The 26083-nt window shown below is 69.0% G+C and carries 27 protein-coding genes and 1 tRNA gene; 16 read left to right on the forward strand and 12 right to left on the reverse strand.

Annotated features, from left to right (window positions below; translation table 11 throughout):
- Positions 1 to 112: 112 nt before the first annotated feature.
- The 6 genes from AC3EQ1_RS01015 to AC3EQ1_RS01040 form a co-directional block, all read right to left on the reverse strand.
- Entirely contained in the window at positions 113 to 772 is a 660-nt protein-coding gene (locus AC3EQ1_RS01015) for a hypothetical protein (protein WP_432092295.1), read from the reverse strand.
- 68 nt (positions 773 to 840) lie between these two features.
- Entirely contained in the window at positions 841 to 1035 is a 195-nt protein-coding gene (locus AC3EQ1_RS01020; RefSeq protein ID WP_432092296.1) for a hypothetical protein, read from the reverse strand.
- A gap of 20 nt (positions 1036 to 1055) precedes the next feature.
- Positions 1056 to 1307 (reverse strand): hypothetical protein, encoded by a 252-nt coding sequence (locus tag AC3EQ1_RS01025; RefSeq protein ID WP_432092297.1) that lies wholly within the window; start codon positions 1305 to 1307, stop codon positions 1056 to 1058.
- Positions 1308 to 1448: 141 nt separating this feature from the next.
- Entirely contained in the window at positions 1449 to 3587 is a 2139-nt protein-coding gene (locus AC3EQ1_RS01030) for a cell division protein FtsK (RefSeq protein ID WP_432092385.1), read from the reverse strand.
- Positions 3588 to 3752: 165 nt separating this feature from the next.
- On the reverse strand, positions 3753 to 4703 hold the full coding sequence (locus tag AC3EQ1_RS01035) for a DUF2637 domain-containing protein (RefSeq protein ID WP_432092298.1): 951 nt from the start codon (positions 4701 to 4703) through the stop codon (positions 3753 to 3755).
- Complete coding sequence (locus tag AC3EQ1_RS01040; protein ID WP_432092299.1) at positions 4700 to 5002, reverse strand: hypothetical protein; 303 nt, start codon at positions 5000 to 5002, stop codon at positions 4700 to 4702. The genes AC3EQ1_RS01035 and AC3EQ1_RS01040 overlap by 4 nt, the downstream gene beginning before the upstream one ends.
- Before the next feature lie 397 nt (positions 5003 to 5399).
- On the opposite strand from AC3EQ1_RS01040, the gene AC3EQ1_RS01045 reads away from it, so the two are divergent.
- Entirely contained in the window at positions 5400 to 6188 is a 789-nt protein-coding gene (locus AC3EQ1_RS01045; RefSeq protein WP_432092300.1) for a GntR family transcriptional regulator, read from the forward strand.
- 5 nt (positions 6189 to 6193) lie between these two features.
- Positions 6194 to 6952 carry a glycosyltransferase family 2 protein gene (locus AC3EQ1_RS01050; protein WP_432092301.1) on the forward strand — a complete coding sequence of 253 codons (759 nt, stop codon included), beginning with the start codon at positions 6194 to 6196 and terminating at the stop codon, positions 6950 to 6952.
- Here the strand turns inward: AC3EQ1_RS01050 and AC3EQ1_RS01055 are convergent.
- Complete coding sequence (locus AC3EQ1_RS01055) at positions 6934 to 7698, reverse strand: GntR family transcriptional regulator (protein ID WP_432092302.1); 765 nt, start codon at positions 7696 to 7698, stop codon at positions 6934 to 6936. The two genes, AC3EQ1_RS01050 and AC3EQ1_RS01055, sit on opposite strands and share 19 nt — an antisense overlap.
- 80 nt (positions 7699 to 7778) lie before the next feature.
- Between AC3EQ1_RS01055 and AC3EQ1_RS01060 the strand changes: the two genes are divergently transcribed.
- The 4 genes from AC3EQ1_RS01060 to AC3EQ1_RS01075 all read left to right on the forward strand — a co-directional run bounded on the left by AC3EQ1_RS01060 (position 7779) and on the right by AC3EQ1_RS01075 (position 9914).
- Positions 7779 to 8063: a hypothetical protein gene (locus tag AC3EQ1_RS01060; protein ID WP_432092303.1), complete on the forward strand. Its 285-nt coding sequence runs from the start codon at positions 7779 to 7781 to the stop codon at positions 8061 to 8063.
- A 506-nt stretch (positions 8064 to 8569) separates the two neighbouring features.
- Positions 8570 to 8779 (forward strand): hypothetical protein, encoded by a 210-nt coding sequence (locus AC3EQ1_RS01065; RefSeq protein ID WP_432092304.1) that lies wholly within the window; start codon positions 8570 to 8572, stop codon positions 8777 to 8779.
- A complete protein-coding gene (locus AC3EQ1_RS01070) occupies positions 8776 to 9525 on the forward strand; it encodes a GntR family transcriptional regulator (RefSeq protein ID WP_432092305.1) in 750 nt (249 codons plus the stop codon). The genes AC3EQ1_RS01065 and AC3EQ1_RS01070 overlap by 4 nt, the downstream gene beginning before the upstream one ends.
- On the forward strand, positions 9522 to 9914 hold the full coding sequence (locus AC3EQ1_RS01075; RefSeq protein WP_432092306.1) for a hypothetical protein: 393 nt from the start codon (positions 9522 to 9524) through the stop codon (positions 9912 to 9914). Before AC3EQ1_RS01070 ends, AC3EQ1_RS01075 begins: the two co-directional genes overlap by 4 nt.
- Positions 9915 to 9997: 83 nt before the next feature.
- On the opposite strand, the gene AC3EQ1_RS01080 is transcribed toward AC3EQ1_RS01075, so the two are convergent.
- Together AC3EQ1_RS01080 and AC3EQ1_RS01085 are read right to left on the reverse strand one after the other, a co-directional pair.
- Positions 9998 to 10870: an FkbM family methyltransferase gene (locus AC3EQ1_RS01080; protein WP_432092307.1), complete on the reverse strand. Its 873-nt coding sequence runs from the start codon at positions 10868 to 10870 to the stop codon at positions 9998 to 10000.
- A gap of 97 nt (positions 10871 to 10967) precedes the next feature.
- Positions 10968 to 11351, reverse strand: coding sequence for a hypothetical protein (locus AC3EQ1_RS01085; protein ID WP_432092308.1), 384 nt, complete (start codon positions 11349 to 11351; stop codon positions 10968 to 10970).
- A gap of 351 nt (positions 11352 to 11702) precedes the next feature.
- Between AC3EQ1_RS01085 and AC3EQ1_RS01090 the strand changes: the two genes are divergently transcribed.
- The 7 genes from AC3EQ1_RS01090 (at position 11703) to AC3EQ1_RS01120 (ending at position 20140) form a co-directional block, all read left to right on the forward strand.
- A complete protein-coding gene (locus AC3EQ1_RS01090; RefSeq protein ID WP_432092309.1) occupies positions 11703 to 12272 on the forward strand; it encodes a hypothetical protein in 570 nt (189 codons plus the stop codon).
- Positions 12273 to 12758: 486 nt separating this feature from the next.
- A complete protein-coding gene (locus AC3EQ1_RS01095) occupies positions 12759 to 13694 on the forward strand; it encodes an ABC-three component system protein (protein ID WP_432092310.1) in 936 nt (311 codons plus the stop codon).
- The gene (locus AC3EQ1_RS01100; protein WP_432092311.1) at positions 13691 to 13957 is read left to right on the forward strand and encodes an ABC-three component system middle component 6; all 267 of its coding nucleotides are present in this window, start codon (positions 13691 to 13693) and stop codon (positions 13955 to 13957) included. Before AC3EQ1_RS01095 ends, AC3EQ1_RS01100 begins: the two co-directional genes overlap by 4 nt.
- Complete coding sequence (locus tag AC3EQ1_RS01105) at positions 13947 to 15701, forward strand: ABC-three component system protein (RefSeq protein ID WP_432092312.1); 1755 nt, start codon at positions 13947 to 13949, stop codon at positions 15699 to 15701. The genes AC3EQ1_RS01100 and AC3EQ1_RS01105 overlap by 11 nt, the downstream gene beginning before the upstream one ends.
- Positions 15702 to 16390: 689 nt before the next feature.
- Positions 16391 to 16525 carry a DLW-39 family protein gene (locus AC3EQ1_RS01110; RefSeq protein ID WP_003958712.1) on the forward strand — a complete coding sequence of 45 codons (135 nt, stop codon included), beginning with the start codon at positions 16391 to 16393 and terminating at the stop codon, positions 16523 to 16525.
- Positions 16526 to 16673: 148 nt separating this feature from the next.
- Positions 16674 to 18599 carry a vWA domain-containing protein gene (locus tag AC3EQ1_RS01115; protein ID WP_432092313.1) on the forward strand — a complete coding sequence of 642 codons (1926 nt, stop codon included), beginning with the start codon at positions 16674 to 16676 and terminating at the stop codon, positions 18597 to 18599.
- Complete coding sequence (locus AC3EQ1_RS01120) at positions 18596 to 20140, forward strand: hypothetical protein (RefSeq protein ID WP_432092314.1); 1545 nt, start codon at positions 18596 to 18598, stop codon at positions 20138 to 20140. The genes AC3EQ1_RS01115 and AC3EQ1_RS01120 overlap by 4 nt, the downstream gene beginning before the upstream one ends.
- A 1-nt stretch (position 20141) precedes the next feature.
- Here AC3EQ1_RS01120 and AC3EQ1_RS01125 read toward each other — a convergent pair whose 3' ends face one another.
- Together AC3EQ1_RS01125 and AC3EQ1_RS01130 are read right to left on the reverse strand one after the other, a co-directional pair.
- Positions 20142 to 21695, reverse strand: coding sequence for a serine/threonine-protein kinase (locus tag AC3EQ1_RS01125; protein ID WP_432092315.1), 1554 nt, complete (start codon positions 21693 to 21695; stop codon positions 20142 to 20144).
- Between the two features lie 24 nt (positions 21696 to 21719).
- Positions 21720 to 22268 carry a helix-turn-helix domain-containing protein gene (locus AC3EQ1_RS01130; RefSeq protein WP_351509109.1) on the reverse strand — a complete coding sequence of 183 codons (549 nt, stop codon included), beginning with the start codon at positions 22266 to 22268 and terminating at the stop codon, positions 21720 to 21722.
- Positions 22269 to 22430: 162 nt separating this feature from the next.
- Here AC3EQ1_RS01130 and AC3EQ1_RS01135 point away from each other — a divergent pair.
- A tRNA-Ala gene (locus tag AC3EQ1_RS01135) sits at positions 22431 to 22503 on the forward strand.
- Positions 22504 to 23073: 570 nt separating this feature from the next.
- Here the strand turns inward: AC3EQ1_RS01135 and AC3EQ1_RS01140 are convergent.
- Positions 23074 to 23799 carry a DUF5324 family protein gene (locus AC3EQ1_RS01140; protein WP_432092316.1) on the reverse strand — a complete coding sequence of 242 codons (726 nt, stop codon included), beginning with the start codon at positions 23797 to 23799 and terminating at the stop codon, positions 23074 to 23076.
- A gap of 337 nt (positions 23800 to 24136) precedes the next feature.
- Between AC3EQ1_RS01140 and AC3EQ1_RS01145 the strand changes: the two genes are divergently transcribed.
- Both AC3EQ1_RS01145 and AC3EQ1_RS01150 read left to right on the forward strand, forming a co-directional pair.
- The gene (locus AC3EQ1_RS01145) at positions 24137 to 24670 is read left to right on the forward strand and encodes a peptidylprolyl isomerase (protein WP_351509157.1); all 534 of its coding nucleotides are present in this window, start codon (positions 24137 to 24139) and stop codon (positions 24668 to 24670) included.
- Positions 24671 to 24874: 204 nt separating this feature from the next.
- On the forward strand, positions 24875 to 25774 hold the full coding sequence (locus tag AC3EQ1_RS01150) for a rhomboid family intramembrane serine protease (protein WP_432092317.1): 900 nt from the start codon (positions 24875 to 24877) through the stop codon (positions 25772 to 25774).
- The last annotated feature ends 309 nt before the right edge of the window (positions 25775 to 26083 follow it).

Genomic DNA, 26083 nt, shown 5'->3' on the forward strand with positions numbered 1-26083 from the left:
GGCAGCGGGCGTCCTTGACCCGTCGACCGCTGCCCCGGGCGAATTCAGAAGTGCTGAGGCGCTCCGGTGGCAGGTCCGCCGAGGCGGATCAAGACGCACCTGCCGTCGTCTGTCACTCGGTCTCCTCGGTGGTGCCGGCAGGCGCCGCGAGCAGCGCGAAGTGCAATGCCTCTTCTGCCGCTTCGCCGTATGCGTGGGCGCTGTCGGCGAGCCCGGCCGCGATCTTGGCCGCGCTGATCACATCGGCGGACGGGCAGTCGGCAAGGTCCTCGTTGAAGGCGAAGGCGTCGACCTCGGCGCGGGCGCTCCCGCGGTCGATGACGTCCCTACGGAGGAGAGCGAGCCGGTCGTGCCCTTCCCACGTGGCCAGCCGCTCAGCGAGGTCCGGCAGCAGGCCTTCGGGAGGTACGTAGAGACCGTTGACGCGCGGGAGTTCGATGTGTCGGGGACGCGCGCCGTCGAGGACGGCCAGCAGCGCCGCGGCCGTCCCGCAGGCGTAGGCCAACGCCGTGTTCTCGTAGAGCTCCTTGGCGCGGCTCTCCACGTCCTGGTAGAGGTCTCCGAGCCTCCACAGGGTGTCGACGTGCGGTCGGATGAAGTCCCTCCCGGCCACGCTCACCGAGCCTTCGGCAGGTCGGAGCCGTGCCGGTTCGGTGTTCCAGACAGCGGCCTGCGCCGTCTGTCGGGCGGCCCTGCACTCGCGGGTCGCCGCTGCCAGAGCGAACACGCTCTCGGTCAAGCTGTGGAACCACGGGCTGGGATGTTCACGCATGGGCAGTCCTTTCGTGTCGGCGGGAACCGGTCGCTCCGGTCGCCGCATCGGGGAGTCGTTCGTGGGCGTCAGTTGCCGATGTCGCGGATGGCGCTGCCGAGGGCCGTCATCACCTGGTCGACGGATGCGGCGGCGCCCGTCCGCGCGAGGTAGAAGCCGAACAGCCCGGCGACCAGGGCGGCGCCGGCGCCGACGACCTTGAAGCGGAGCAGCAGCGCGAGGAGGAGACCGAACAGGGCGATGGCGGAGATCGTGAGGACCATGGCGTTGCTCCTTCGGGAAGTCAGCGGGTGCCTTCGCTGTGGAGGCGGGAGACGAGGTTGAAGAGGTGGCGCCCGGCGCGGACCCGACGGCCGTAGCCCTCGCAGCGGCGGCACTCCCGGCCGCGGCTGAGGTGTCCGCGACGGCTCTGCTTGATCTGGAAGCCGAACCCCCGGCACCTGCGGCAGGTGCCGAACGGGCTGACCGCGCACAACGCTGCGTAGAAGGCGACAGCGAGCAGCAGGACGGGCATAGCGGAGAGCAGCGAGGACATGAGGTCCCTCCCAGGGCCGGAATCAGGGTGTGCTCGGGCAGGGCAGCTAGGAACTAGTTGCCTGTTCAGAGGGGGTATCTGGCGCTAGCGGCGCTGCTAGACCTAGCGGGGGTCACCGCTAGGTCCGGCGGCGGTCGACGGCTACGCGGCGTCGGAGTTCCCGTCACGCTCCGCAATGGACTGGAGGATGTCGGCGCGCCGGACACCGCGGCGGTTGGCGCCCTTGCCGTCGTCGGTGGTGCCCCACACCTGCACGGTCCGGATGCCGTACGGCTTCAGAGCCGCCGTGAGCTGCTCCGGGGCCCATCCGCCGTAGATGTCGGGCCGCAGCTCCGCGAGACGGGAGACGGCACTCTCGTTCCAGACCTTGGACCGGTTGGCCGGAACGGCGATGAGGAGATCGGCCAACAGGTCGTACGCCGGGGCGGTGTCGGCTGCCGGCCCTTCGCCGAGCGCGTGTCCGGCGAGCGTTCCGGCGCGCTCCCGCATGGTTCGGGCTCGTTGCGCGACGCGCTCCGCCAGCACGGCATCGACTTCGATCGATCGGACGATCCGGGCGTCGGCGCCTTCACCGAGGAAGTAGCAGACCCCCTTGTCGCCCCAGGCGAACATCGTCGCCCGGACGCCGCGCTTGTACGCGCCCGTTCCGAGAACAAGATCGTTCTCGATGTGGCTCATGACCTTGAGGCACCAGCGTGCCGACGCGTTCGCCGAAATGCCCTTCGGGAGGCTGGAGTCGTCCGGCCGCTGGGTGGCCAGCAGCAGCACAATGCCCGTCGCCGGCCCGCGCTTCACGAGGTCGGTGCAGATCTCTTCGAGCTCCTTGCCATGCTTGGAGTGCTCGAACCACTTCTGGCACTCGTCCACGCCCACCACGATGGGGTGCAGGCCGAGAGAGCGCTTCGACGCGAGTTCCGTCGTGACCTTCGATTCCGGGCAGATGTCCCGCGGCAGTTCCCGGATGACCTTCGTACGGCGCCGCAACTCGCCCTGGAGCTCCCGCATGGCGGCGAGCGCGTAGAGGATGTCCTCCTCGTCGTCTCCCGCCCGGTGCCGGTAGCCGATGGCGTTGCCCACCGGGTCGAGATCGCCGGTCCCCTTCAGGTCGTAGCTGTGCACTTCTGCCCGAGGATCGAGAGCGGCGATCAGCAGCAGGAGCCGAAGGAGGAACGTCTTGCCCATGCGCGGGATGGCGCCGATCACGCCGGCGAGGTACATCAGCGTCACATCGACCCACCGACCGCGCTGGTCGGTTCCCCAGGCGCTGGGCTTGAACAGGTCGACCGACCCGGATTTCGCGAGGGGCCATTCCGGCTGCCTGGTCTGGGACATGTCCCGGTCCCCGACCCACAGCCTCAGTCGGCCGGTGTGTTCGTCGGGAACAGCCTCCGGCCACACCGTGCCCAGCGGCCGACGGAGACCGGATGCGAGCTTCTCCCGACGGTCGACCACATCGGTCACGGTCACTCCGAACGGGAGATCCCCCTCGGCCAGCCAGCCGGGGCCGTCCCGGGTGATGGGCGCAGTGAAGGCGAAGCCCTCGCCGCCCTTGGACTGAGCCTGGTTGATCGCCGGAATGCCCAGCGAACCGAGGGCGCGCAGCACGATGTCGCTGGTGAGCCTGGTGGCCTTCGGGATCTCCACAGCCCTGTGGAAAACGGGGTCGTCGGCCGGTTGTCCCAGTCGGCCCATGGCCATGGTCACCACCACGCCCGACAGCATCAGCAGCCAGGACGGGGCGAGGACGTAGAGCGAGAGCGCCGTGGTGAGACCTACGACCGCAGAGACGACGGACACGACGGTGCGCCACCGGACGCGGCGGTCCCGCTGACGGGAGAGCTTCAGATACTCGCCGACGTCCTCGCGGGTGGCCGCGGCCTGTCGGAAGGGTTCCCCTTCGGCGTCCGCGATCCATCGCAGCGATCCACCGATGAAACGGACGGTTCCGCGGGGCACTTGCAGCGTGAGACGCAGGGCATACCAGGGAGTGCGGACTGCGTGGTACGCGGTGAGGTGCCAGGCGTACTCGGCGACCCCCTTCCCCGCGGTCGTGAACTCGTGCCACGACCTGGCCCAGGCAGGAACGACGGAACGACGCTTCGCTCCGCGTACGCGTTGCATCAGCCCAGGGTCGGACGGGCCTCCGGGACGGTCGACCATCGTGATTTCGTCAGGGCCGCCCGACCCACCGCGGTGGGAGTCGGCCGACTCAGTCGGGCGGGTCCGGTCCGGCCGACGCTCGCCGGAGTCGTCGGCCGACTGTCCGGAGTCGGCGTGCATCTCCTTCTCCAGGCGCGCGAAGAACGCGTGCTCCTGGTCGTCGTGGTCCCCGTGATTCACTGGCGGTTCCCCTTTCGGGTGGGAAGCCGGGCCCGGCCCTACCGGCCAAAGCAGCGGCCGGGCCCCAGCTCGATGGATGGATGAGTGCCTGAACAGCGGGGTTCGTCAGACGGCCGCAGGGGTGGGCTCTGCCTCCGCCCCCTGCTGACGGCGCTCGGCTCGCAGGGCGTCCCGCAGGTGGCGGGATCGTTCCTGTCCGCAGCCGACGGCCTTCCGGATGGGATCGGCGTCCAAGTCCTCGTACGGCCAGCCGGCTGTCACTTCGCGGGCCTTGGCCTTCGCCTCGTCCCAGGTCATTCGCGGCCCAGTGGAGACGGCTGCGGCCTTCCGCCGGCGCTGTCGTTCCGGGCCACCCGTCGACCGGCTCTCAGGTTCCCGGCCGACCGGTGGCGGGAGCTCGCTGGCGAGTTCACCCAGCTTGAGCAGCACCAGATCCCGGCGCGGAGCGCTCCTCCGCCAGAGGCGGCCGTAGGTTTCGCGCATTTCGGCACGCGCCAACTGCCGCTGCTTTTCCAGGGCCAGGGCTTCCCGGTAGTCGGTGATCTCCCAGAGCACCATCCGGCGCCACAGCAACAGCGTCGTACGGGGCGCGAACAGCCAGCGGGACCGGCGGATCCGCTCCATCCGCGTTCCCGCGGACACTCCGATGCGGACCGCGTAGACGTGCGCGGCGATCTCGCTCAGTACGACCCAGAGCAGCGGCATCGTGCCGTGAGCGACCCTGGCCGACAGCGAGGTTCCCGCCGCGACGTTGAGCCAGCAGGTGACCAGCGTCAACGCCCACGGCACGAACCGCACCCACGCCAGCGGCATGTTCAGCCTGATCAACAGCAGGTTGGCTGCGGTGAAGACCGGTACGGCAAGGTCGATGCCGACCGGCAGCATCCACGGCGTGGAGAATCCCCAGCGCTGTGCCGCCTCGGAGACGGAGCTGAACGAGGAAGCGAGGCCGAGGCCCCCGACGCCGGCTCCGGTCGCGCCGACGGCGCCGAGCAGCACCTTCTCCGCCCTGCTGAGTGCCGGAGGCTCCCAGGTGGATGTGGTGGCCAGGTTCATGCCGCCTCTCCCTCCGCGGCGGCCGGGACCTCGGCGTTGCGCCAGAGCGGTGCGATCTCGCTGAGCTGCTGGGCGTAGAGCGCGTTCTGGCGGGCGACCTCATCGGTCTCGCCCTCCTCCTGGAGCTCGGCCAGCACCTCGCGGGCAACGGCCGTCCGGGCGGCCCGCTGCACGGGGGACTCCCCGTATTCGCCGAGGAAGAGCTCTCGGAAGTAGGTGGGCACCGGGTCTGTGACGTGGGCCGATGCGTCGGGTTGGAAGCCTTCCGGGGCTTCCTCGTCGCTGACGTGCGTTCGCAATTCGATCTCTCCTGAGTCCTGGATGGGATGGGAGAGCCGGGGCGGCGGGCAAACCTTGACCCGTCGACCGCCGCCGCCGGCTGAAGTGCTCAGCCGCGGGGGCGTCCTGAACTGCTCAGGTGTCGCGCGTCCCGCGGTAACGGGTGCGCGACAGCGGTTCGGCGGTCATGGGGTGTGGCATCGGGTGACTCTCCGTGTGCCCGGAGCCCCTCGGGGATCCCGTAGCTGATCGCGCACTGCATCGGGACTCCTTTCGGCGTGCGTGAACTCCTAAAGAGGTCAGGTCCTCAACTCCTCTTTAGGAGTTTCAACTATGACGTCCACCTCCTCCAGTCGTCAACACCTCTTGAGGACTCGTATGCTGAGCGGGTCCAGCGAGAAGGGGCGGTGAGGGGCAGTGGCGAAGGCGTACGAGCGGATCGCGGACGAACTCCGTCAGTCCATCCGTGCAGGTGAGCTCGGCCCTGGCGACCGGCTACCCGCGGAAACGAAGCTCGCCGAGCGCTACCGACGAAGCGTGCCGACCATCCGGGACGCACTGCGGCTCCTGCAGGCCGAGGGCCTGATCGAGAAGCAGCACGGCCGCGGCAACTTCGTTCGCCGCCCTCGGACGCTCGTGCTGCGCACGAACTGCCGCCATCAGTGGGAGAAGGACCGGGCCCGTGAGCCGGCTGATCGTCGAGCGCAGACCGGAGCCACTGAGCACGACACCGGCCTGGAGCTGAACGACCTCGTCTTTCACGCGGCGTATCGCGAGATCAAGGCGGACAAGGAACTCGCCGAGGCCTTCGGCCTTCCCGAGGGCACGGCTCTCCTGGAGCGCTCGTACCGGACGCGGTACCGGGCCGAGAACGCGCCGTTCAACCTCGTGACCTCCTACCTCGTCCGCGACATGGTCGAGGGGAACCCCGACCTCCTGGACGACTCCAACGAGCCGTGGCCGGGGGGCACGCAGAACCAGCTGCACACCGTCGGCATCGAAGTGGGCCGTATCGAGGAACGCGTCACCGCCCGCCCGCCCACGGCGGAAGAGGCGGAGGAGCTGGAGCTGCCGCCCGGGACCGCGGTCCTGGTCCTGAGGAAGACGTCGTACGACATCAATGACCGGGTGGTGGACGTCTCCGACATCACGCTGCCCGGCGACCGCACGGAAATGTTCTTCACCACTCCCCTGGAAAGGTGGTGAACGCCGTGCGCCGGCGCATCATCATCGTCACCGCTGTGCACGCACCGTCCGCCAAGTTCCTGCCGGACGCTTTCAAGTCGCTCTGCGAACAGGAGCTTCCCCACGGCTGGGAGTGGCACTGGCTCGTCCAGGAGGACGGCTTCACCGACGATGTCGCCCCTCATGTGCCGGACGATCCGCGGGTGACCTTCCGGCAGGGCCGGCCCGGCGGGCCCGGAGTCGCCCGCACGATCGCTCTCGCCCACGCGGACGGCGAGTACGTGAAGGTCCTGGACGCTGACGATCAGCTGACGTCGGGGGCTCTTGCACGTGATCTCGCGGTTCTCGAAGGCGACCCCACCCTGGGCTGGGCCACCTCGCGAGTCCTCGATCTGCTGCCGGACGGCTCAACCGCCGGATTCGACAAGGATCCGGACGAGGGGGCCATCGAGCGCGGTGCCGTGCTGGAGCACTGGCAGCAGCACGACTTCCGCGCCCAGGTGCACCCGGCGACGCTCTTCGCCCGGCGGGACCTGCTGCTCGCCCTCGGGGGCTGGATGGCGCTGCCGGCATCGGAGGACACCGGGCTTCTCCTGGCGCTGAACTCAGTCAGCCGGGGCTGGTTCACCCGCGAATACGGGCTCCTCTACCGCAAGTGGCCCGGACAGGCGACCAGCCAGGCCGCTCACACGGATTCGGGGGAGCGGGACGCCCGGATGGCCGTTGTGGAGGCGAGGGCGCGGGCGTTGTCCTACCTCCAGTGGCGTTACCCGGTCACCGGCTGAACCGGCACTTCGTAGACGATCTCGCAGAGAGCGGCGGGCACGACGATGTCCGCCGTCTCCACCGCCCGGCCCTCGTCGCTGTAGTACGTCCGCCGGATGCGGGTGACGAACGCGCCCCGCTGCACGCCCAGGAGCGTCGCCTCCTCGGCGGTGGCCGCTCCTGGCTCGGGCTGCTCGGTCGCGTGGCTGACGGTGATGCCGATCTCGGTCATGCGGCCCACCACGCCCTTGCCGGCGTGCGGCCCTCCCTCGGGCAGCACTACGAGTGTGCCTGCGGTGATCTCGTACGGCTCCCAACTCGTCGACAGCTGCACGGGCTTGCCGTCCGCAAGGAACTCGTACGCCGTCCGAACGCAGTGATCACCCTCGGCAATGCCGAGCCGGGTGGCGATGTCCGCGGGAGCGGGGACCTTCGACTCGGTTCGGCTTTCCCAGGCTCCCCGCCGCCCGATCGGGGTCATGCCCACGCTGAACAGCGATCCTCCGTGGGGCTCGCGGTACCGCGAGCGGAGCGTGCGCAACCGTGCGCGCGGCTCGGCAACGTACGTCCCTGAGCCCGCGCGCCCTTCCAGGACTCCCTGAGAGATGAGGAGTTCCTGCGCACGGCGGATGACGTTCTCACCCACCCCGCACTCCTGGCCGAGTTGAGTCCGGGACGGCAGCCGGTCACCCGGCGTCCACTCCTGGTCGGAGATGCGCTGACGGAACAGGTCGGCGACTCGGAGGTAGGGAGGCTGCTCGCGCATATGGAAAATCTAGTCCACTAGCTCTAATCTAGTTAACTAGCTTTACACTCGGTGATTCCCGAATGACGGAGGGGTGCTGCGTGCCCTCGCACGATGTTCGCGTCGACGCCATCGCCGCACGCTTCTCCGCTGCTGGGCGCACTCCGCGAGTGAAGGACCACGGCGACCACACCTGCATCGAGATCGGCGTACCGCCCTCGGTTTCCGCCGAGGCGTGGACGGAGCTGGTGACGGTGTTGGAGGTGGCCGACTGGTTCGGCCTCGTCAGTGGCAGGAGCGGCGGCACCGTTTGGGCCGCCATCAGCAAAACCCCCGCGACAGTCGCCACTGTCCGGGGGCACGGCCAATCAGCGTTAGGGAGCTGATCAGCGTGTTCGACCTTATCCGTCGTGTCGCAGCATGGGTTGTGCGGCAGCAGGTTCCACCCTCGGGCCGCCATCGCCGCCGCCCCACGACACCGCTGTCCGGGCAGTCTGCGACTGCACCGCACCCGTCCGTGTCGCTGGAGCGGCGACGACTCCCCAGGTACGCGGAGCCCATCCTCGCCGATGACACGACCCTCATCCGCCCCTACATGTTGACCAGCGAGGAACGGGCACTGCTGCGCAGCCGGGCCGGCCGTCGAACGCTGCTCGTCTGCCCGTCCGGTCCGGCACTGGGGAGTCTCGGATGACGGACCAACATCGCATGCAGGCAGGCATTGCCCCCGTCCCTCCCTACCGGTCGCTCACGTGCCGTATCGGTGCGCACGGTCAGTGCACCGAGGACACGTCGATCCCGCCGCCGCGGGGGCTCCCGGTGATCTACGAGACGTGCGCCTGCTTCTGCCACCGGCAGGAGAGCGGTCGTGGAGCCTCCGGGGAGGCTGCTGATGCCTAGGCGGAACGAGGCAGTCCTGGTCGAAGTCACGTCGGTCACCGTCCAGCGCGGGGACGTCATAACGATCGGCGGGCTGCCGTGCCGGGTGATGGATCTGATCACGTTGCCCGCCCGAGCGAAGCGCTTGCGCTTCACCAGCGGAGAGACCCTGACCATGCACCCCAACACCAGGCTGTCCGCCCTGCGGGCAGCCAGGAGGTGATCGGCACGATGGCTGTCCGCTACCAGCACATCGCAGACGACCTTCGGCGTCGCATCACGTCGGGCGCCTGGATACCGGGCGAGCGCCTGCCGGCAGAATCGGCCCTGGCAGCCTTGCACAAGGTGAGTACGCCGACCCTGCGCAACGCCCTGGACGTGCTCGCAGGCGAAGGCCTCTTGGAGAAGCGCCACGGCGTGGGGAACTTCGTCCGCCACCCCTTCCAGCGGATCACGTACACCAACGACAGGCGCGCGCCGGACCGCAGGCCCCTGGACGACGCTGAGTTGCAGGTCAACGTCAGTGCCAGCCCGAGGGAAGCACGAGGCGATCTGATGTCGCTCCTGCAGGTGGTTGCCGGCACACCGCTCACCGAGTACGTCTACCTGAGCCACCTGGGCGACGCTCCGTACAGCCTGGCGCGCGTCTACGTGCCGCGACACGTGGCGTACTTCAGCATGCCCGATCAGGGCCGGTCACCGTGGGGCGACGACATCGAGGACAGGCTCGCCGCAGCCGGCGTGCGCACTGTGGCCACTGTAGAGCGGGTGACCGCTCGCCGCCCGACGTCAGAGGAGGCCGACACGCTGCGCCTGAATGCCAGGACTGCCGTGCTGGCGGTGGAACGGACATCGACGGATGCCAAGGGCCGGGTGCTGGCAGCGGCACTCCTGGTGCTGCCCGGTGATCGTGCGGAGGCGGTATTCACCACGCAGGCGTTTGATGCGGAACAGGAGGGGGTCCGGTGACCGAGAACAGCGGCAGCGAGTCCGGTTCGTTCACGAGCAAGGAGGTTGCCTCCGAACTCCGGCTCCTGCCGTGGTCGGGGTCGGAAGGCAAGCCGTGCTTCCTCAGCACGGGTGGTGATGGCGGCCCCCTGGCACGACTGGCTGACAGCGCGGAGGAAGGGATGATCTCGGCCTCAGGCGCGCTCGTGGACTACAGCGAAGCCCTGCTCGGTCGCCCTTCCACATCCGAAGAGGAGATTCTGGCGCTCGCGTCACAACTGACGGATGCGCTGCGGGGCATGACCAGGGTCGCCGTCAGCCGAGGCCGACGCCTGCCGGCGCCCGGAGGTCCTGCCGAGCCGCATGAAGGGGACGACGGCCCGCATCTCCCTGCGGAGTCATTCGGATAGAACGGCCTGCTGCTCAGGATGGCGGCGGTTCCCCCGACCGCTGCCCGAGGCCCGGCTCCCCGCTTCCTGGGAGCCGGGCCTCGCTAGGGCAGGGTCTCGGAATCGACCCGAGAGAAGATCAGATCGCTCTCAGCAGTGATCGGCTTCCGGCAGCGGACCGCGGTGTCGGTGTGATGGAGGGCCGAGACGTAGCTCTCCGGCGTGTACTGGTTCGCAAGGCGGTAGGCGTGGAATCCGTACCGACGCATCGTTTCCATGAGCTCATCAGCCGAGTCACCCACCTGAGCCATGCGGTCCGGAGTGACCTCGACGGTGATCTCCGCATCCGGACGGAGCTGATCGAGGACGGGCGCCAGGCCGCGGACGACCGCTCCCTCTGCCCCCTCCACATCGATCTTGACGACTCTGGCGGTGGCGATCTCCGCCGCCGTGAGCACCTCAGGCAAGGGGCGTGCCTCGATCTCGAACGTGGACTCCGCCGGCCCCTCGTACGGCACGATGCTGTTCGCGCCCATGTTCTTCGAGCTGGCAAGGACGAAGGTCAGCAGCTTCCGGCTGTCGGACACCGCGGTGTTGACGGCGCGGACGTTGTCGGCCGCGTTGAGCCGCACCTGCTGCAGAAGCCTCTCGTGGAAGGTCGGAGAAGCCTCGACGGCGACCACCCGGCCTGTGCTGCCGACGAGGTGTGAGGCGAGCACGCTGAAGTAGCCGATGTTCGCGCCGACGTCGACGAACGTGTCCCCCGGGCGCAGCCTGCGCCGGAGCCAATGCGTCATGTGCGGCTCCCACACCCCGAAGAGGTAGAGGTACCGCTGAATGAGGTCCTGCGTGTCGACGGCGAATCTGGAGCCGAACCGGGCACGGACGACTCGCCGCCGGGGGTGGTCCCGCAGATAAGGGTTGAGGTACCGCGCGGCCAACGCAGTCTTGCCGAGCGACCCCGGGGCATCCCGCACGTATGAACGACAGAGGGTGATCAATGCCTCTGAAGCGTGACTGTCCACCCCGGATACGCCCATGGGACCGACCCTACGACTCGGCCCGCGGGAATGCCTACCGCCCGCTGCCGGCCACAGCCAGCCAGTGAGCGACCCTCCGCACGGTGTCCTCGTCGAGACGGTCCACCAGGGTCTGGATGGCGGCCGAGTCCTCCGGAGTGAAGTCGTAGAGACCGGCCTTGCTCAGCCCCGCCATCAGGGACTGGTGACGCCGGTCGCTCATCCGCTCACCGAGCTTGCCCGTTTCCCGCTGCGCGTCGGCAGCAGGCGCGGTTTCGGGCTCGGGAGCGGCGGCCGCGGGTACGGGGATCCGCTTCCAGGCGCCGTTGTCCGGGCCCCAGAGGTCGACGGTCGCTTCCTCGCCACGCCCCCGAATGGTCTGCTGCATCTGCCCGATCGCGAAGAGCACGGGAGCGCGCTCGGCAGCTTCGGCGCCCACCCTCCATGAGGCTGACGCCTGCTGGTAGAACATCGCGACCCAGCGCGGGGAACCAGCGGGTTCGGGGCTTCGGGGACGTGTTTCCACTGAGCTCACCCTTCGCGAGACGGATGACCGGGGCCGAATGTATCTGACGAACCGTCAGCTATCTACCCGTGTGCGGATCCGCTCACCCAGGGACGGCGTCGTCGAGGCTCTCCTACGGGGTGGGTTCCCGGCAGTCCGTGAGGGAGCGGCCGGCGCGGTGGCTGAGAGGCGATGCGCTCAACGGCCTCACGCGATGGACGGTCGGCCCCACTCCTAAGATCCTCATCAGGACATCTACATGACTGCCTGTCTCTGGGGGATGACGTGGGAGCCGTCGAGCAGCTCGTGACGATCGCCGCGGTACTTCTGGGTGCGTTAACCACGCACGTGACCAACTACGCGATGGAGCGGAACCGGAATCGGTACCAGCTGCTGACCAGGTGGGACAGCAAGAAGCTCGAAGCCTACGAGGGCTACGTGGACTGCGTGCGGGCGTGCATCTTCCTGGCCGTCGAGCTCTACGAGCACAAGGAAGGCATCCGCCGGAGCGACAGGACGGAGCCGGAGATGAACGCGGAGATGGCCCAAGCCGGCCGTCTCCGAGGGCGGGCCTTCGAACGGATCATGCTGCTCGCCGGGGACCAGGTCGTCGAAGCGGCACACCAGTTGAACGCCGCCGCGCTCCAGGTCGACTGGCAGGCTCAGGGCAAGGTCTCGGGTGTGCTGAAGGACTGGCGGGAGCGGAACCGGGTGGTGTTCCGCGAGATCAACGAGTTCCACGAGGCGGCTCGTCAGGACCTCGGTGTTCAGGGGAACGTCACCGGCGAGAAGCATCCGGAGCGGGATCTGCTGCTGCCGCCCTCCCATCGTGGGAGTGACGGCTCTCCGTCTTGACGGGAGGCTCCGCGTGAGTGGGGAGCAGGGCAGGTATTTGGCCTGAGTCTGCCCGACCTCGGAACAGTCCCCGCAGGCACAGGGAGCAGACTTCGTCTTCGACGTGGTCGCCGCCCTTGCCGCTAAACAAGCGCGAGTGGCGTTCACGACCTGCCACAACAAGGGCCTGCACAAGCTCCCCTGGCACCCTCAGCCGGTCAGCTCGCCGGGTGCCCAGGTCTTGCTATGGGATGACGAGCAGGTTGATGCCTCTAATCTGGCAAGCCTGAGAAGTTGCTGCGCCACTACCCCGCTCTCGCTTCCGCAACCGACTGGTGGCCCCGGGGGTCTTGCGCGCGTTCGCTGGCAAGTGAGGAATCGCAGCAGCTCCCCTGTGTCGGAGCCGGGCTCAGCGGACTGTGCTTGGATCCGGTGGACATAGCGGAGGAGGCTTCCCCGTGTGATCACTTAAAGCTACGCTTACATCATTGTGCGTGAGGGGGGTGTATGCGGTACGAGCAGCGTGCCTATGCACGGGTGAAGTTCCTTGAGCTCTTGGCGGAGCTGTACGAGAACGAGTTCGAAGACTTCTTCCACCGGCTCATGTGCTCTCGGTACCCGGACTTCCTGGACGTGCGTACCGCAGGGAGCCTGGGTGATATGTCGGCTGACGGGCTCACACTGTACTCCCGGAAGCTATACGCCTGCTATGCGCCGCAGACGGTTAAGTCCAGCAAGATCCGCGAGAAGTTCGACGGCGATTTGGCTGGTGCGCTTGCCAAGCGGAGTGGGCAGTTCGACACGTTCGTGTTCGTGCACAACGACCGGCGTGGTGTACACCCCGAAGTGGCGACGATGCTGTCTCAGGCGGCCGCCAGCAAGCCCGCAGTGCGCTTCGAGCAGATGGGTAGTCGTCGCTTGTGGCAGGAGTGCATGCAACTGGACGAGGTCACAGCTGAGGACGTCCTCCGGTGTGAGATCCCGATCAAGGAGATGACGTTTGGTATCGGTATGGATGATCTTGAGCCGCTCCTGAAGCAGCTTCAGGAACTACGCACCGACCCTGACCCTCTGATGTCCCTTCCGGACGTGAGACACGAAAAGCTGGACTTCAATCGGCTCGAAGGCGAGGCCCGAGAGGACCTGCTCCGTGGGATGCGCCAGAGTCACCTCGTGGACTCCTTCTACGAGGGCACGATGCGGGAGCTGGAACACGACGAAGTCGCGCAGGGCTTTCGCGTGTACTACGAGCAGGTGCGCAGGGACTGGGACGATCCTGAAGACGTGCTGTGGCAGCTCCAGATGTACGTACTGGGCAACGCCCAGCCGCGGCCGAAGGTACTCCGGGCTGCCCTCGTTGTGCTCGCTCACTTCTTCGAGCGCTGTGACATCTTTGAAGCTCCTCCTGCTGGCTGGCGCCCTGAACTCGGGATAACCGCGTGATCACTCCCACGAAAGGCATCTCACCTGACCGGTGCCTGCTCGCCATCGGGGCACAGATCCTGCTGCAGCTGGACGAGCCGCGGTCTGTCAGTCAGGCGTGGTCCCGGTTGAAGACCTGGCGGGCCGACCACGCCCATACCTCGCCAGTATCGTTCGGCTGGTTCGTTCTGGCCCTGGATGTGCTTTACAGCATGGGTGCCGTAGCGCTGGACCAGGACGTCCTCGTTGCTAGGAGTACGGATGCTGCGCTGCTTGAGCGCTGACGACCAGCGCTTCAAAAAGGTGTCCTTCGTCGAGGGCCTGAACCTGCTGGTTGCGGACACAACTGCCTCATCAGCAGACACTGACAGCCGCAACAGCGCTGGCAAATCCAGTCTGATCGAGCTCATCCACTTCCTGCTGGGAGCGCGAGCTACAACCGCCACGCTCGCGATGAACAAGGCGCTGCGTCACACTACGTTCGGCCTTGAGATGGACTGGCCGGGTCTGGATGCTCCGCTTCGTATCCGCCGCAGCGGGCAGCGAGCCGGGTTCGTGGCGTTGGACCAGGACGTGACCGGCGTGCACGACGGTGCCCTCTTTCCGAACACTGGTGATCTTGAGGTGCCCGTAGAGCGGTGGACTCAGCTCATCGAGCGAGACCTCTTCGGGCTCCGCGGCGACCACCCAGGTGTGAGCGGACGGGTGCTGCTCTCCTTCTTGGCCAGGCGCATTTCGTCGCACGGTTTCAACGAGCCGACTCGTACCTTCTCCCGCCAGTCCGCTCCGGAGGCCGCCTCGAATCTGGCCTACTTGCTGGGCCTGGACTGGCAGCTCGTCGACGAGTACCGGCAGCTTGCGGCACGAAAGGCGACGCGCTCACAGCTGAAGAAGGCGGTCAACGATCCTGTGTGGGGGCGCATCGTCGGCTCCACTGCAGACCTACGAGGACAGATCACGCTGGCCGAAGCACAGGTGGAACGACTGCGCGGTCAGGTCGCAGCGTTCCAGGTCGTGCCCGAGTACGAGCGGCTCAAGGACAGGGCAGATGAAGTTAGCCGGCGCATCAAGCAGCTGGCGCAGGAAGACGTTATTGATCAGCACAACCTCGAAGAGCTCCAGGCGGCCGTCACAGAGACCTCCGACGTCGAAGTCGACTACCTCGAGCCGGTCTACCGCGAACTGGGAGTTGTCCTCAACGAGCAGGTCCGTCGTCGGTTCGAGGACGTGAAGACCTTCCACCACTCCGTCGTCCGCAATAGGCGGCGCTTCCTAGAGGAAGAAATTGCCGAGCTCACCGAACGGCTTCACACTCGCCGCGCGGAGCGAGCACGTTTGGGAGAAGACCAAGCGCGCCTTCTTCGAGACCTTGCTGAGGGCGGCGCACTGGAGGCCCTCACCGCCCTGCAGACGGCCCTTGGACGGGAAGAAGCTGCACTTGAAGCGCTGCGTCACCGCTTCGAAGCAGCTCAGACCCTGGAAGCCAGCGCGCGGCAGATCACCGCGAAAAGCGTGGAGCTACAGCAGGCAGTCGACACGGATCTCCAGGAGCGCCGCCGACAGACAGACGAAGCCATCCTGCTGTTCTCCCACTATGCGCAGCGCCTCTACGGCCAGGGACGCGAGGCCTACCTCGCCATCGAGGCAGGCCGCAACAGCCTGACCATCACCCCGCGCATCGACAGCGACGGCAGCCGCGGCATCGGCAACATGGTCATCTTTTGCTTCGATCTCACCCTCGCTGTCCTGGCTCACCGACACGGCCGCGGCCCCGACTTCCTGATCCACGACAGCCATCTCTACGACGGAGTCGACGACCGGCAGGTCGCCGCCGCCCTACAGCTCGCCGCCGAAGTCACCGAAGAAGAGAACCTGCAGTACATCGTCACCATCAACACCGATCACTTGGGCATGGCCTCACAACGCGGATTTGATCCTGGGCCCTACATCCGCAGCCCCCGCCTCACGGACGAGCACGAAACCGGTGGTCTCTTCGGCTTCCGCTTCAAAACTGCGGGTAAGGGGTAGATCGCAGCGAAGGGGGACAGGGGGGGTATCGGCCCAGCCCGCCTCGCCTGGCCTCTGCCTCACCCAGATCACCAGCTGGGCATCGTCTACTACACATTTCCCGTGTTGAACCCCGAGGTTACGGTCGCCACGGCGGCTTCGCTCACCGCCCTGTCTGGGGGACGGCGGTCTCACCGTCGACCAAGGTGCATTCCGATGCCTCCATAGAGTGATGATCTGATACGGAGAGTGATCAGACCCATGGTTGAAACAATGAGTGTCACCGTGGTCACGGTGTCACTGTGTCCGTCCGAGACGGACCGGCATGGCCGCTGCGCACCGCTCCACCCCCCATATGGTTCAGCCCGCCAGGTCCCCCTCCTGACATCCATCGCAGACATCAACATCAGCTGACATCGGCTGCCGTCACCTGCCCTGCACGCCCGGTGACCACCGCAAACGGCCTAAAGATCCACTGCTGGCCGAGTCGAGCAAAGCCCGCGGACCGACCTGATAAGGAAGAGGCCACAGGTTCAAGTCCTGTTAGCCCCACCGCGGTGATCAGGCCCGGACGGAGAATTCTCCGCCCGGGCCTGATTCGTCGGCGGGGCCGGGAAGTTGGCTCCGGTGTAGGTCACCGATCGGTATCGGTCGGTGTGTATAGTCGGGCGGCAGAGGTCCCCTACGTCAAAGAAAGACGAGGTCGCGCGGTGAAGAAGCTTCTCCTGGTCGCACTGGCCGCCATCGGCGGGCTCCTCGTGTACCGCCAGATCCAGGCGGATCGCGCCGAGCAGGATCTGTGGACGGAGGCGACCGACTCCGTGCCCGCAGGTTCGGGTGTGTGAGCTGACAAGTCCTGACAAGCCCCGGCTGCTGTGCAGCCGGGGCTTCGTGCTGTTGCGGGGACATGACGCATGACTCTTGATGTTTGCCCAAGCAAAGCAATACCTTGCAGGAGCAAAAGTTCAAGAGGGTGCGGAGGGGACGTACGACATGGCACGACCGCATCGCCGAACAGCTCGGGGTCTGCTGGGGGGTGTTGTGTTGGCGGGGGCCTTGGTCTCTCTCCCACCGGCTGCCGCGGGAGCCACGGGAGCCACGACGGCGACGACAGCGGCGACGGCTGGAAACGGCCGCGGCAGCATGGTGATGGTGCTCGACTCCTCGGGCTCGATGGCCGATGACGACGGATCCGGGAGGACCCGGATCGCCGCTGCCCGCAGCGCGGTCGGCACGGTCGTGGACTCGCTTCCCGACAACTACCCGACCGGCCTGCGGGTCTACGGCGCCGACAAGGCCCGGGGCTGCGACGACACCCGGCTGGCGCAGCCGGTGGAGCCGCTTGACCGGGCCGGGATCAAGCGGGCCGTGGCGGCGGTGAAGCCCAAGGGCGACACCCCCATCGGCCTGTCGCTGCGCAAGGCCGCCGCCGACCTCCCGGAGCACCCCGCCGGGGCGATCGGCAAGCGCACGATCCTGCTGGTCTCGGACGGCGAGGACAACTGTCAGGCCCCGCCGTCGTGCGAGGTCGCCGAAGAGCTCGGCAGGAGCGGGGTCGACCTGCGGATCGACGCGATCGGCTTCCAGGTGCGCGGCAAGGCGCGCAAGCAGCTCGAGTGCATCGCCGGGGCCGGAAACGGCCGTTACTACGACGCACCCGACGCGAAGGCCCTCACCCGGCAACTCCAGCGCGCGGGACAGCTGTCGGCCGACGGCTACCGGTTCAAGGGCCGGAAGGTCACCGGCACCCCGGACACGGGCGGAGCTCCACGGCTCACGCCGGGGCAGTTCCTGGACACCATCGGTCCGAACGAGAAGCGCTATTACGCGGTCGAGCTGGAGGGGAGGTCCACCGCGGGCTTCTCCGCCACCGGAGTGCCGCAGCCCGGTGCGGCCGTGGACCGCACCGACGCGCTGACCGTTCAGGTGGAGTCCGGGTCCGGCAGCGTCTGCATGTCCGAGACCGAGATGTTCGGGCAGAACGAGGGCGCGGCCCCGATCACTTCGGGGGTCAGCCGCGTCCCGTCCGAGAGCGGCGACGGCCTGTGCGACGGCAGCGGCCGGTACCGGCTGTCGGTCGAGCGCAGGGACGCCGAGGGGTCGGACTCCGCGCGGTGGCCGCTGGAGCTGACCTTCGACGTCGAGAAGCCGCTGGCCAAGGGCGTCACCCCGGCCCAGTCGCAGCCGGACTACGGGGCGGCTGCCGAGGACGGCAACCTGCCGGACACCGCCCCGAAGGACGTCACCGGAGGGACGGGGTTCAACGACGCACGGGCGATCGGCCGGGGAGTCTGGCGGGACAGGATCCTCCCCTCGCAGACCCTTTGGTACAAGGTGCCGGTGGGCTGGAACCAGCAGCTGCGCTACGACGTGGAGTTCGCCAACGAGCCCACGGTGCGGGGATTCGGCGGGCGGTTCTCCTACGGCCGGACGGAGGTCCACACCCCCGCCCGGCACCCGGTGGGCGGAGGCACCACGGAGTTCGGGCAGCAGGAGATCTACACGGGGCGGCCCATGGCGCTCCGGATGGCCACCGTGCCGGTGGCCTGGACCAACCGCTACGAGAACCATCCCAACGTCATCCCCGTCCATCACCGCGGCGACTTCTACATCGCGGTGACGTTGGGCGCCGGCGCTGCCGAGATCGCCGAGAACCCGCGGATCGGTGTCACCCTGCGCGTCGCACTGCTCGGCAAGGAGAAGTCGGGACCGCAGCACCGCGCGCCCGTGGTGAAGGCCGGTGCTCCCGGCGCCGCGGCCGACACCGGTGACGGCGGCAGTGGAGGATGGCCCTCCCGGCCGGTGATCGCCGCTGTCGCGGGCGGTACCGGCGTCGCGCTCCTCGCCGGCCTGGCGGTGGCCTACGGGCGGGCGCGCAGGAAGAACAGGACCGATCCGATGAGGAGTGGCTCGTGGTGACGCGGGATGTGAGGACGCGGTGCCTCGCCGCGCTGGCGGCGCTGTGCGCGGTGGCCGCGGTGCCCGGCACCGCCGTGGCCGACGGTGCGCAGGGGCTCGCGGAGTACCGGACCGCCGAGGGTGCCCAGGCGGTCGAGGGCACTGCGAGCAGCGCGAATGCCGAACGCATCGAGCCGGGCATCTACACCGACTCCATCGGCCGCGGTGAGACCAGGTACTACAGCGTCACGCTGGACGCCACGTCCACCGCCTTCGTCTCGGCCGTGGCGGTGCCGAAGCCCGGAACCAGGGTCGAGGACTACAGCGACAGCCTCGACGTGGTGCTGGAGGACAACGACGGCAACGAATGCGGCAGCGGCGAGGTCAGTTTCACCGGGAACGGCATGGCCTATCCCATGGGGAACCACGCCACCCGGCGGATCGGTGCGGACGTTCTCCAGTGCCAGCGCCGCGGCCCCTACTTCCTCAAGGTGGAGCGTGGCGGGAAGGCCACCTCGGATCCGGGCCGCTGGCCGATCGAGATCCGCTACATGTCCGAGCCGGGGCTGAAGGGCGGCGCGTCCGCCGGTCAGGAACCGGGAAGTTGGAGCACGGCGACACCCGCACCGCTCACCGGCACCGCGGCCCGGAAGGAAGCCAGGGGCGGAACGGGCTTCAACGACGCCCGTTCGGTCGCCGAGGGCATCTGGAAGGACCGGATCCGGCCCGGGGAGACCCGCTTCTTCCGGGTCCCCGTCGACTGGGGACAACGGCTGAACCTGAGCGCGGAACTGCCGAACGCCGCGGGAGGGCAACAGGGCGTCTCCGCCCCCTTCATCACGGAGGCGCTCGGTCTGACCGTCTACAACCCGGCGCGCGGGCTGGTGGACGACGACAACTTCGCCGCGTACCAGGGGAAGCAGACGGCGGCCACGCTGTTCACCGCGCCGGTGGAGTACGGGAACCGCTTCCGCACCGAGACCGGGGTCCCACCGATGTGCGTCGCGGGCTGGTACTACCTCGCCGTCTCGCTGCACCCGAAGACCGAGGCGTTCTTCCCGAAGGGCGCGGATCTCACGCTGCGCGTCGACGTCAAGGGCGAGCCGAAGGCGGCGCCCCGCTACCGGGGGGACGCGGTCAAGGCGGGCTTCGGGGTCAGTGACGAGGACCGCGAGATGGCGGAGCAGGGGCAGACGGCTGCCGAGAGCGAGCGGAGCGACTCCCGGCAGCTCGTCGCCGTCGCGGGGTTCGGCGCCGGAACGGTCCTGCTGCTGGGGCTGGGAGCGTGGACGCTCGCCGCGCGGCGGCGCGCCACCCGGGCGCCCGCGGGGGCACCGGACCCGGTGCCCTCAGCGGTGGGTACAACGGGCGCTCAGCAGGCCCACGTTCCCCATCAGTCGCCTCCGCACCACCAGCCGCCGGCGCATCCGGAGCACTCCTCGTTCCCCCGTCCTCAGCAGCCGGGCGGGCCGGGTGGGCCGGGTGGGCAGTCGGGGCCGCAGCAGCCGGAAGCACCGCAGCAGCCGGAATCGCCGCCGTACGGTTCGCCGCCGGTCTGGTGATTCAGCTCGTCGCCAGCGCCCAGATGCCGACCGCGAAGCACAGCAGCGCAAGAGCCAGCACCGGGACCGCCACCTTCGGGGGCGGTCCCGGTCGGCGTTGCGGGGCGAGGGCCGGGGGCGTCGCGGAGGAGGCCGGAGGCGGGGCGGGAACCTGCGGGCTCCCCGCGGTGTATGGACGGGTGGGAGTGTGCTGAGCGAGCACGCCGGACACCGAGGCACCGGAGGAGTCCGGAGCCGCCATGGGGGAGGGAGTCGCCGGATGTTGGGGCCGAGGTACCGGAGCGGTGGGCGTGGCCGGAGGCTGGGCGGGCACCGCTGGATGAGCCTGCGTCGGCACATGAGGGGGCGATGGCGCAGGGGAGTGCGCTGCCGGAGGGTGAGCGGGGGCCGGAGCGTGAGCCGATGCCGGGGAGTACGGCCCGCCGCTCGGCACGGGATCGGGCGTCGGCGGAGTGCCCGGCTGCTCGGGCAGCGGTCCGGGAGGCTGTGGGGCAGTGGACTGTGGTGCGGTGTGCTGCGGGACGACGGACTGCGGGGCGACGGACTGCGGGGCGACGGACTGTGGGGCGACGGACTGTGGGGCGGGTTGCGCGGGCGGCGCGAGCGGGAAGCTGCCGGTCGCCGACATCGACGCGGACGCCTCGGCGGGTGTGGCACCGCCGGCCGGTTTCCCGGAGGCGGGCCCCTCCGGGCCGAACCCCGCGGGCAGCGGACCGATGTGGTCGAAGACCTCGACGGCCTCCTCCTCGAGCGTGGTGTCCGGCAGCATCTCGATCGCGGCGGTGAGGGCCTTGCGGGCGCCGGTCGCCGTCCGGAAGCGAGCCTGCGGATCCGGCTGCAGCAGGCCCGCGAGCACCTGCCACAGCGGCTCCGGCACGCCCTCCGGAGCGTTCGGCACCCCGTGGGAGGTGAAGCGCTCGACCAGGGCCTGGGAGTCCGGCTTGGTGCCGGTCAGCAGGAACACCGAGACCAGACCGACCGCGTAGAGGTCCGCGGTGAAGTCCGGCTCCGCCCCCAGCATTTGCTCGGGAGCGAAGTAACCGGGCGTCCCCACGACGTAGTTGGTGTCCGTGAGCCGCGGCTCTCCCTTGCGCATCGAGATGCCGAAGTCGGAGAGCCTCAGATGCGGGCGCCCGGTACCGGTCGCCTCGAGCAGGATGTTGGCGGGCTTGATGTCGCGGTGCACCACGCCTTCGGCGTGCACGGCGGTGAGGCCCGCGAGCAGCTGGTCGAGCAGGGTGCAGACGAAGCGGGGAGGCAGCGGTCCGTAGTCGCCGATGAGGTGGGCGAGGGAGCCGCCGCGCACCAGCTCCATGGTGAACAGCACCTTGTCGTCGTCCGCGGCCCAGCTCGCCGGAGCCAGGACGTGCGGGTGGTCGATCCGCAGCGCCTGTTCGCGCACGAACCGCAGCAGCGTGTGCGCGTCGCTCTGCTGGAGCACCTTGGCGGCGACGTAGCGCCGCCGCCGCTGGTCCCACGCGCGCCAGACCGCGCCCACCCCACCGCGTCCGATCGGATCGATCAGCTCGTACCGGCCGGCGAAGACCTCACCCATTGCCCCGTGTCAGCCCCTTGCCCGTCAGCCTTGGTGCGCCTCGTAGTGGGCGACCGCTTCAGCCGTCCGCCCGGCGCCGTACACCCGGAGGAACTCTGCCAGCTCCGGCTGGGTGGGGGCGAGAGCGTCCGCGGCCTCGATGATGTCCCCCGCCGCGGCCACGGACCGCAGCAGCGACTGGATCTCCCGGACCACCCGCCGCACGGTGGGAGCACCCGAACTGGGCGTCGACTGCGCGGTGGTGCTCAGTACGGAGCCGCCGGAGGTCTTCTTGATCTCCTCCATCCGGTCCGCGGCCTCGGCGGCACTCACGCTGCCGTCGGCGACGAGCCCCGCGAGCTCCTGGAGGGCCTGGACCCGCTGCACGACCGCGGGATTGCCGATCTTCGCGCGCTGGCCGCTCATGAGCTGCGACAGCATGGGGGCGGACAGTCCCAGCACAGCGGCCAGCCGGGCCTGGTTGAGGCCGAGGTCGTCGATCAGCCGACGGAACAGCGCGCCGAGCGGCTCGCCGTACCAGCTGCGCTGCAGCTCCCGGGCTCTCGCTGTGGCTTCCTGCTGTGCTGCATCCATGCCGACTCCCCTTCGCTGCTGCGAACCTCGCGCGACATCCTACGGAGCGTGATTGCCGATCGGGAGTCCCTTATCCTTTTGCAGGGTTCCCCCGAACACCCGGTACTCTGGTCTGCGGCAGTCGGCGGCGCGCGATGCGCAACGTCCGGCTTTCCCACCCTCGGGGCCTTAGCTCAGTTGGTAGAGCGCTGTCTTTGCATGGCAGATGTCAGGGGTTCGACTCCCCTAGGCTCCACTCCCGAGAAACCCCCTGACCTGCGCACGAGACGGTCAGGGGGTTCTTTGCGCTCTGGTGCCAACTCGGCCGCCCGCCCCCTGTGCGCGCTGCTCTGCGCGGCCGGCCCGCGCGCGCCCCTGAGGTTCCTCGGGCCGCCCTCACGGACGGTCCGCCACGGACGGTCGTCCAGGGACGATCGACCGTCGCGGTCTGCCTACTGCTCGGAGAATGCCTCCTGCATGGGCGGAAGCCCCTTGCAAGGAAACGTGGTTGATCCGTCCCGGGTCCGCAGCGGCGGAGCAAGCAGCAGGGCGGCCTGGCGACCCCGGACGACTGATGGCGGGGGACCAGGAGTGGTCCCCCGCCATCCGAGGCGTCGCGTGGGCACAGCCGCAGCCGCGGTCGTCACGGGCCGGACCGACCACGCTCCGAATCGGCGCCGACGATGCGCCGGCCCCGATCCGCACCGTCGCCGCCGCGGCCCGCACCGTCGCCGCCATGGCCCACGCTGTCGGCGGCGCCGACCGGAGCCGGTACCGACCGGAGCCGGTACCGACCGGGGCCGGTACCGACCGGGCCGCCGACGGCTCAGCCCTGTTCGCCGCGCTTGCGCTGGTCCGCCTCCGCCTGCTTCGCCTGCACCTCCGGGTCCAGGGCGGTCTGCTCGCTGCCGTCCACCGAGGTGAGCGGCGGACGGTCGCCGAGCTCCGTGGCGGCGGGCGGTTCGACCAGCCAGTCCGGGTTGGCCTGCCGGTCCCACCACTTCCAGGCGGCCACGGCCGCTCCGGCGACGGCGCCGATCACCAGGAGGCGCTTGGTGGCCCGGCCACAGGTGGCGCGGCGCCGGCGCTTGCGCACCAGCTTTTCGACCTCGGCCCGGGTCACCTGGCCGCGCAGCGCGGCGAGGGCGGCGGCACTGCGTTCCACCGCTTCCTCCCGCACCGGTTCGGCGGCCGCGACCGCCTGCTCGACCCGGGGCACGGTGTACTCGGCGGCCTGCCGCGCGGCCTTGCGGGCGCGCTTCGCGGCCCGGGTGGCGGCGGCGTCGACCTTGGGCGGCAGCGATTCCCGGGCCTGGTGCAGCCCGTGCTGGATACGGGGCTGGAGGTGGGCGTCGTACTGGACGAGCGCGGTCTCACGGGCCTGCTGAGCGGCCTGGGACACCTTGGGCGCCAGCCGTGCGCGGGCCTCGTGCGCGTACTGCACGGCCTGGTCCTTCGCCGTGCCGGCGTATGGCGCCACCACCTCCGCGGCGTGCAGCACGCTGTCCTTCGCGGTGCCGGTCGCGGCGCGCACGCTGTCGATGCGGGTCACAGGAACCTCCTCCTCGGTGGCGGTACGGTTTTCGCCTTTCCACCCGATAAGAGATCATGCCCCTCCGGGGTCCGTACGGCATGCGTGGACAGGCATCCGGGTCACGTTCCCCGAAAGGCGGGACGGCTTCCCCGGGACGGCATCCCCGAAAGGCGGGACAGCTTCCCCGAAAGGAAGGACCGAGGCGCCACCACGGAAGGACAGGCGCGCCACAGAGGCCTCTCCCGTCACGGGCGGGCGGGCATTCCGTCACCCGCCAACGGTCCGGCGGCTACTCGTCGCGACGAAGTCCGTGCGAGGATCGGTGGACGTCAGTGAGAACTACGGAAGGCAGATCGTGGCTGAGCAGCTCTACGCCACCCTGAAGACCAATCGCGGCGACATCGTGGTCCGGCTCCTGCCGAACCACGCGCCGAAGACGGTCAAGAACTTCGTCGAGCTTGCCGAGGGCACTCGCGAGTGGACCCACCCGGAGACCGGCAAGCGGTCCCAGGACAAGCTGTACGACGGCACGGTCTTCCACCGGGTGATCAGCGGCTTCATGATCCAGGGCGGCGACCCGCTGGGCAACGGCACCGGCGGCCCGGGCTACGAGTTCGGTGACGAGTTCCACCCGGACCTCGCCTTCGACCGTCCCTACCTGCTCGCCATGGCGAACGCCGGCCCGGGTACCAACGGCTCGCAGTTCTTCATCACGGTCTCGCCCACGGCGTGGCTGACCGGGAAGCACAGCATCTTCGGTGAGGTCGTCGACCCGAAGAGCCAGCAGGTCGTGGACGCCATCGCGACCGCCGACACCAACCCGCGCACCGACCGTCCGCTGCAGGACGTCGTCATCGAGTCGGTCGTCGTGGAGACCCGCGAGGGCTGACCCGAACGGGAACCGAACTGCCCCGCCCGTCCGTATGACGGGCGGGGCAGTCTTTGGCACGCCCCCGGCGGGCACACACCCGGTGGGCAGGTGTCCGGTGGGCAGGCGTCCGGGCCGAGAGGCACCGGGCAGGCCTGTGTCATCCGGTGGCAGCCTGCCACCCGGCGGGACCGTGCCACCGGCAGGACGGAGACGAGGGAACCGATGGATCAGGCGCCAGGAAGCTCGGACGCTCCCGAGGCCGCGGGCGGCCTGCCCGGCTGCTACCGGCACCCGGACCGCGAGACGGGCATCAGCTGCACCCGCTGCGAGCGGCCCATCTGCCCGGAGTGCATGGTCAGCGCGTCCGTCGGCTTCCAGTGCCCCACCTGTGTGAAGGAGGGGTCGGGGACCGGCCACGCCCCGCAGGCCTCGCGCCCGCGGACGATAGCGGGCGGCTCGGTGGCCGACGATCCGCGTCTGGTCACCAAGATCCTGCTGGGGCTGAACCTGGCGCTCTGGTTCGCCGTGCTCGGCGCCGGCGACCGGCTCGTCGACGAGCTCGACCTGGTCGGCCGGCTGCAGTACTACTACGGCGGCCCGGTCGAAGGCGTCGCGGAGGGCCAGTGGTACCGGCTGCTGACCGCGATGTTCCTGCACCAGCAGCTGATGCACATCGCGTTCAACATGCTCTCGCTGTGGTGGCTCGGCCCGCCTCTGGAGGCCGCCCTCGGCCGGGTGCGCTATCTCGCGCTCTACCTGCTCTCCGGGCTCGGCGGCAGCGCGCTGTCGTACCTGCTCGCGTCCCCGGGCCAGCCCTCGCTGGGGGCCTCCGGCGCCGTCTTCGGCCTGCTCGGCGCGACCGCCGTGCTGATGCGCCGGATGAACTACGACATGCGGCCGGTCCTCGCCCTGCTGGTGCTCAACCTGATCTTCACCTTCACCTGGGGGAACATCGCCTGGCAGGCCCATATCGGCGGGCTGGTGGTGGGGGCGGCGGTTGCTTACGGCCTGGTCCACGCGCCGCGTGAGCACCGCGCCCTGGTGCAGCGCGCCACCTGCCTGGCAGCGCTCCTGGTGATCGTCGCGATGGTGTGCGTACGGACCCTGCAGCTCACCCCCTGAGGGGCTCCCGACGGCCCGGACGGGGCCGTTGTCCACAGCGGGTGGCGGATCTTGTGCGTGCTGTGCGGAGATGGCTACGGGAATCGCACTGACCTGCGTTTTCCCAGTACCGCGCAGGGGTGACGGGTGAGTGGTAGGACGTACCACCAGTCACACCGGCGTCAATGCTCAAGGGGTTATCCACAGATCGTCTGACCTTTTCCCCATGTGGACAGGGCTGTGGATAACTCTGTGGGCAACCTTGGGGCAAGGCTTGCGGCGGACTGCGCCGGGCGGTACGTCGAGCGGTGCTCCGACCGGCGCGCCGAC

This window comes from Streptomyces sp. bgisy100, assembly GCF_057709105.1.

Bases quoted from the DNA above. Each gene is read 5' to 3' on its own strand.
- AC3EQ1_RS01035 (WP_432092298.1), bottom strand. From the start codon at position 4,703: ATGAACCTGGCCACCACATCCACCTGGGAGCCTCCGGCACTCAGCAGG.
- AC3EQ1_RS01095 (WP_432092310.1), top strand. From the start codon at position 12,759: ATGCGGTACGAGCAGCGTGCCTATGCACGGGTGAAGTTCCTTGAGCTC.
- AC3EQ1_RS01030 (WP_432092385.1), bottom strand. From the start codon at position 3,587: ATGCACGCCGACTCCGGACAGTCGGCCGACGACTCCGGCGAGCGTCGG.
- AC3EQ1_RS01055 (WP_432092302.1), bottom strand. From the start codon at position 7,698: ATGCGCGAGCAGCCTCCCTACCTCCGAGTCGCCGACCTGTTCCGTCAG.
- AC3EQ1_RS01015 (WP_432092295.1), bottom strand. From the start codon at position 772: ATGCGTGAACATCCCAGCCCGTGGTTCCACAGCTTGACCGAGAGCGTG.
- AC3EQ1_RS01020 (WP_432092296.1), bottom strand. From the start codon at position 1,035: ATGGTCCTCACGATCTCCGCCATCGCCCTGTTCGGTCTCCTCCTCGCG.
- AC3EQ1_RS01150 (WP_432092317.1), top strand. From the start codon at position 24,875: ATGGATCAGGCGCCAGGAAGCTCGGACGCTCCCGAGGCCGCGGGCGGC.
- AC3EQ1_RS01125 (WP_432092315.1), bottom strand. From the start codon at position 21,695: ATGGGTGAGGTCTTCGCCGGCCGGTACGAGCTGATCGATCCGATCGGA.
- AC3EQ1_RS01130 (WP_351509109.1), bottom strand. From the start codon at position 22,268: ATGGATGCAGCACAGCAGGAAGCCACAGCGAGAGCCCGGGAGCTGCAG.
- AC3EQ1_RS01025 (WP_432092297.1), bottom strand. From the start codon at position 1,307: ATGTCCTCGCTGCTCTCCGCTATGCCCGTCCTGCTGCTCGCTGTCGCC.
- AC3EQ1_RS01065 (WP_432092304.1), top strand. From the start codon at position 8,570: ATGCCTAGGCGGAACGAGGCAGTCCTGGTCGAAGTCACGTCGGTCACC.
- AC3EQ1_RS01115 (WP_432092313.1), top strand. From the start codon at position 16,674: ATGGCACGACCGCATCGCCGAACAGCTCGGGGTCTGCTGGGGGGTGTT.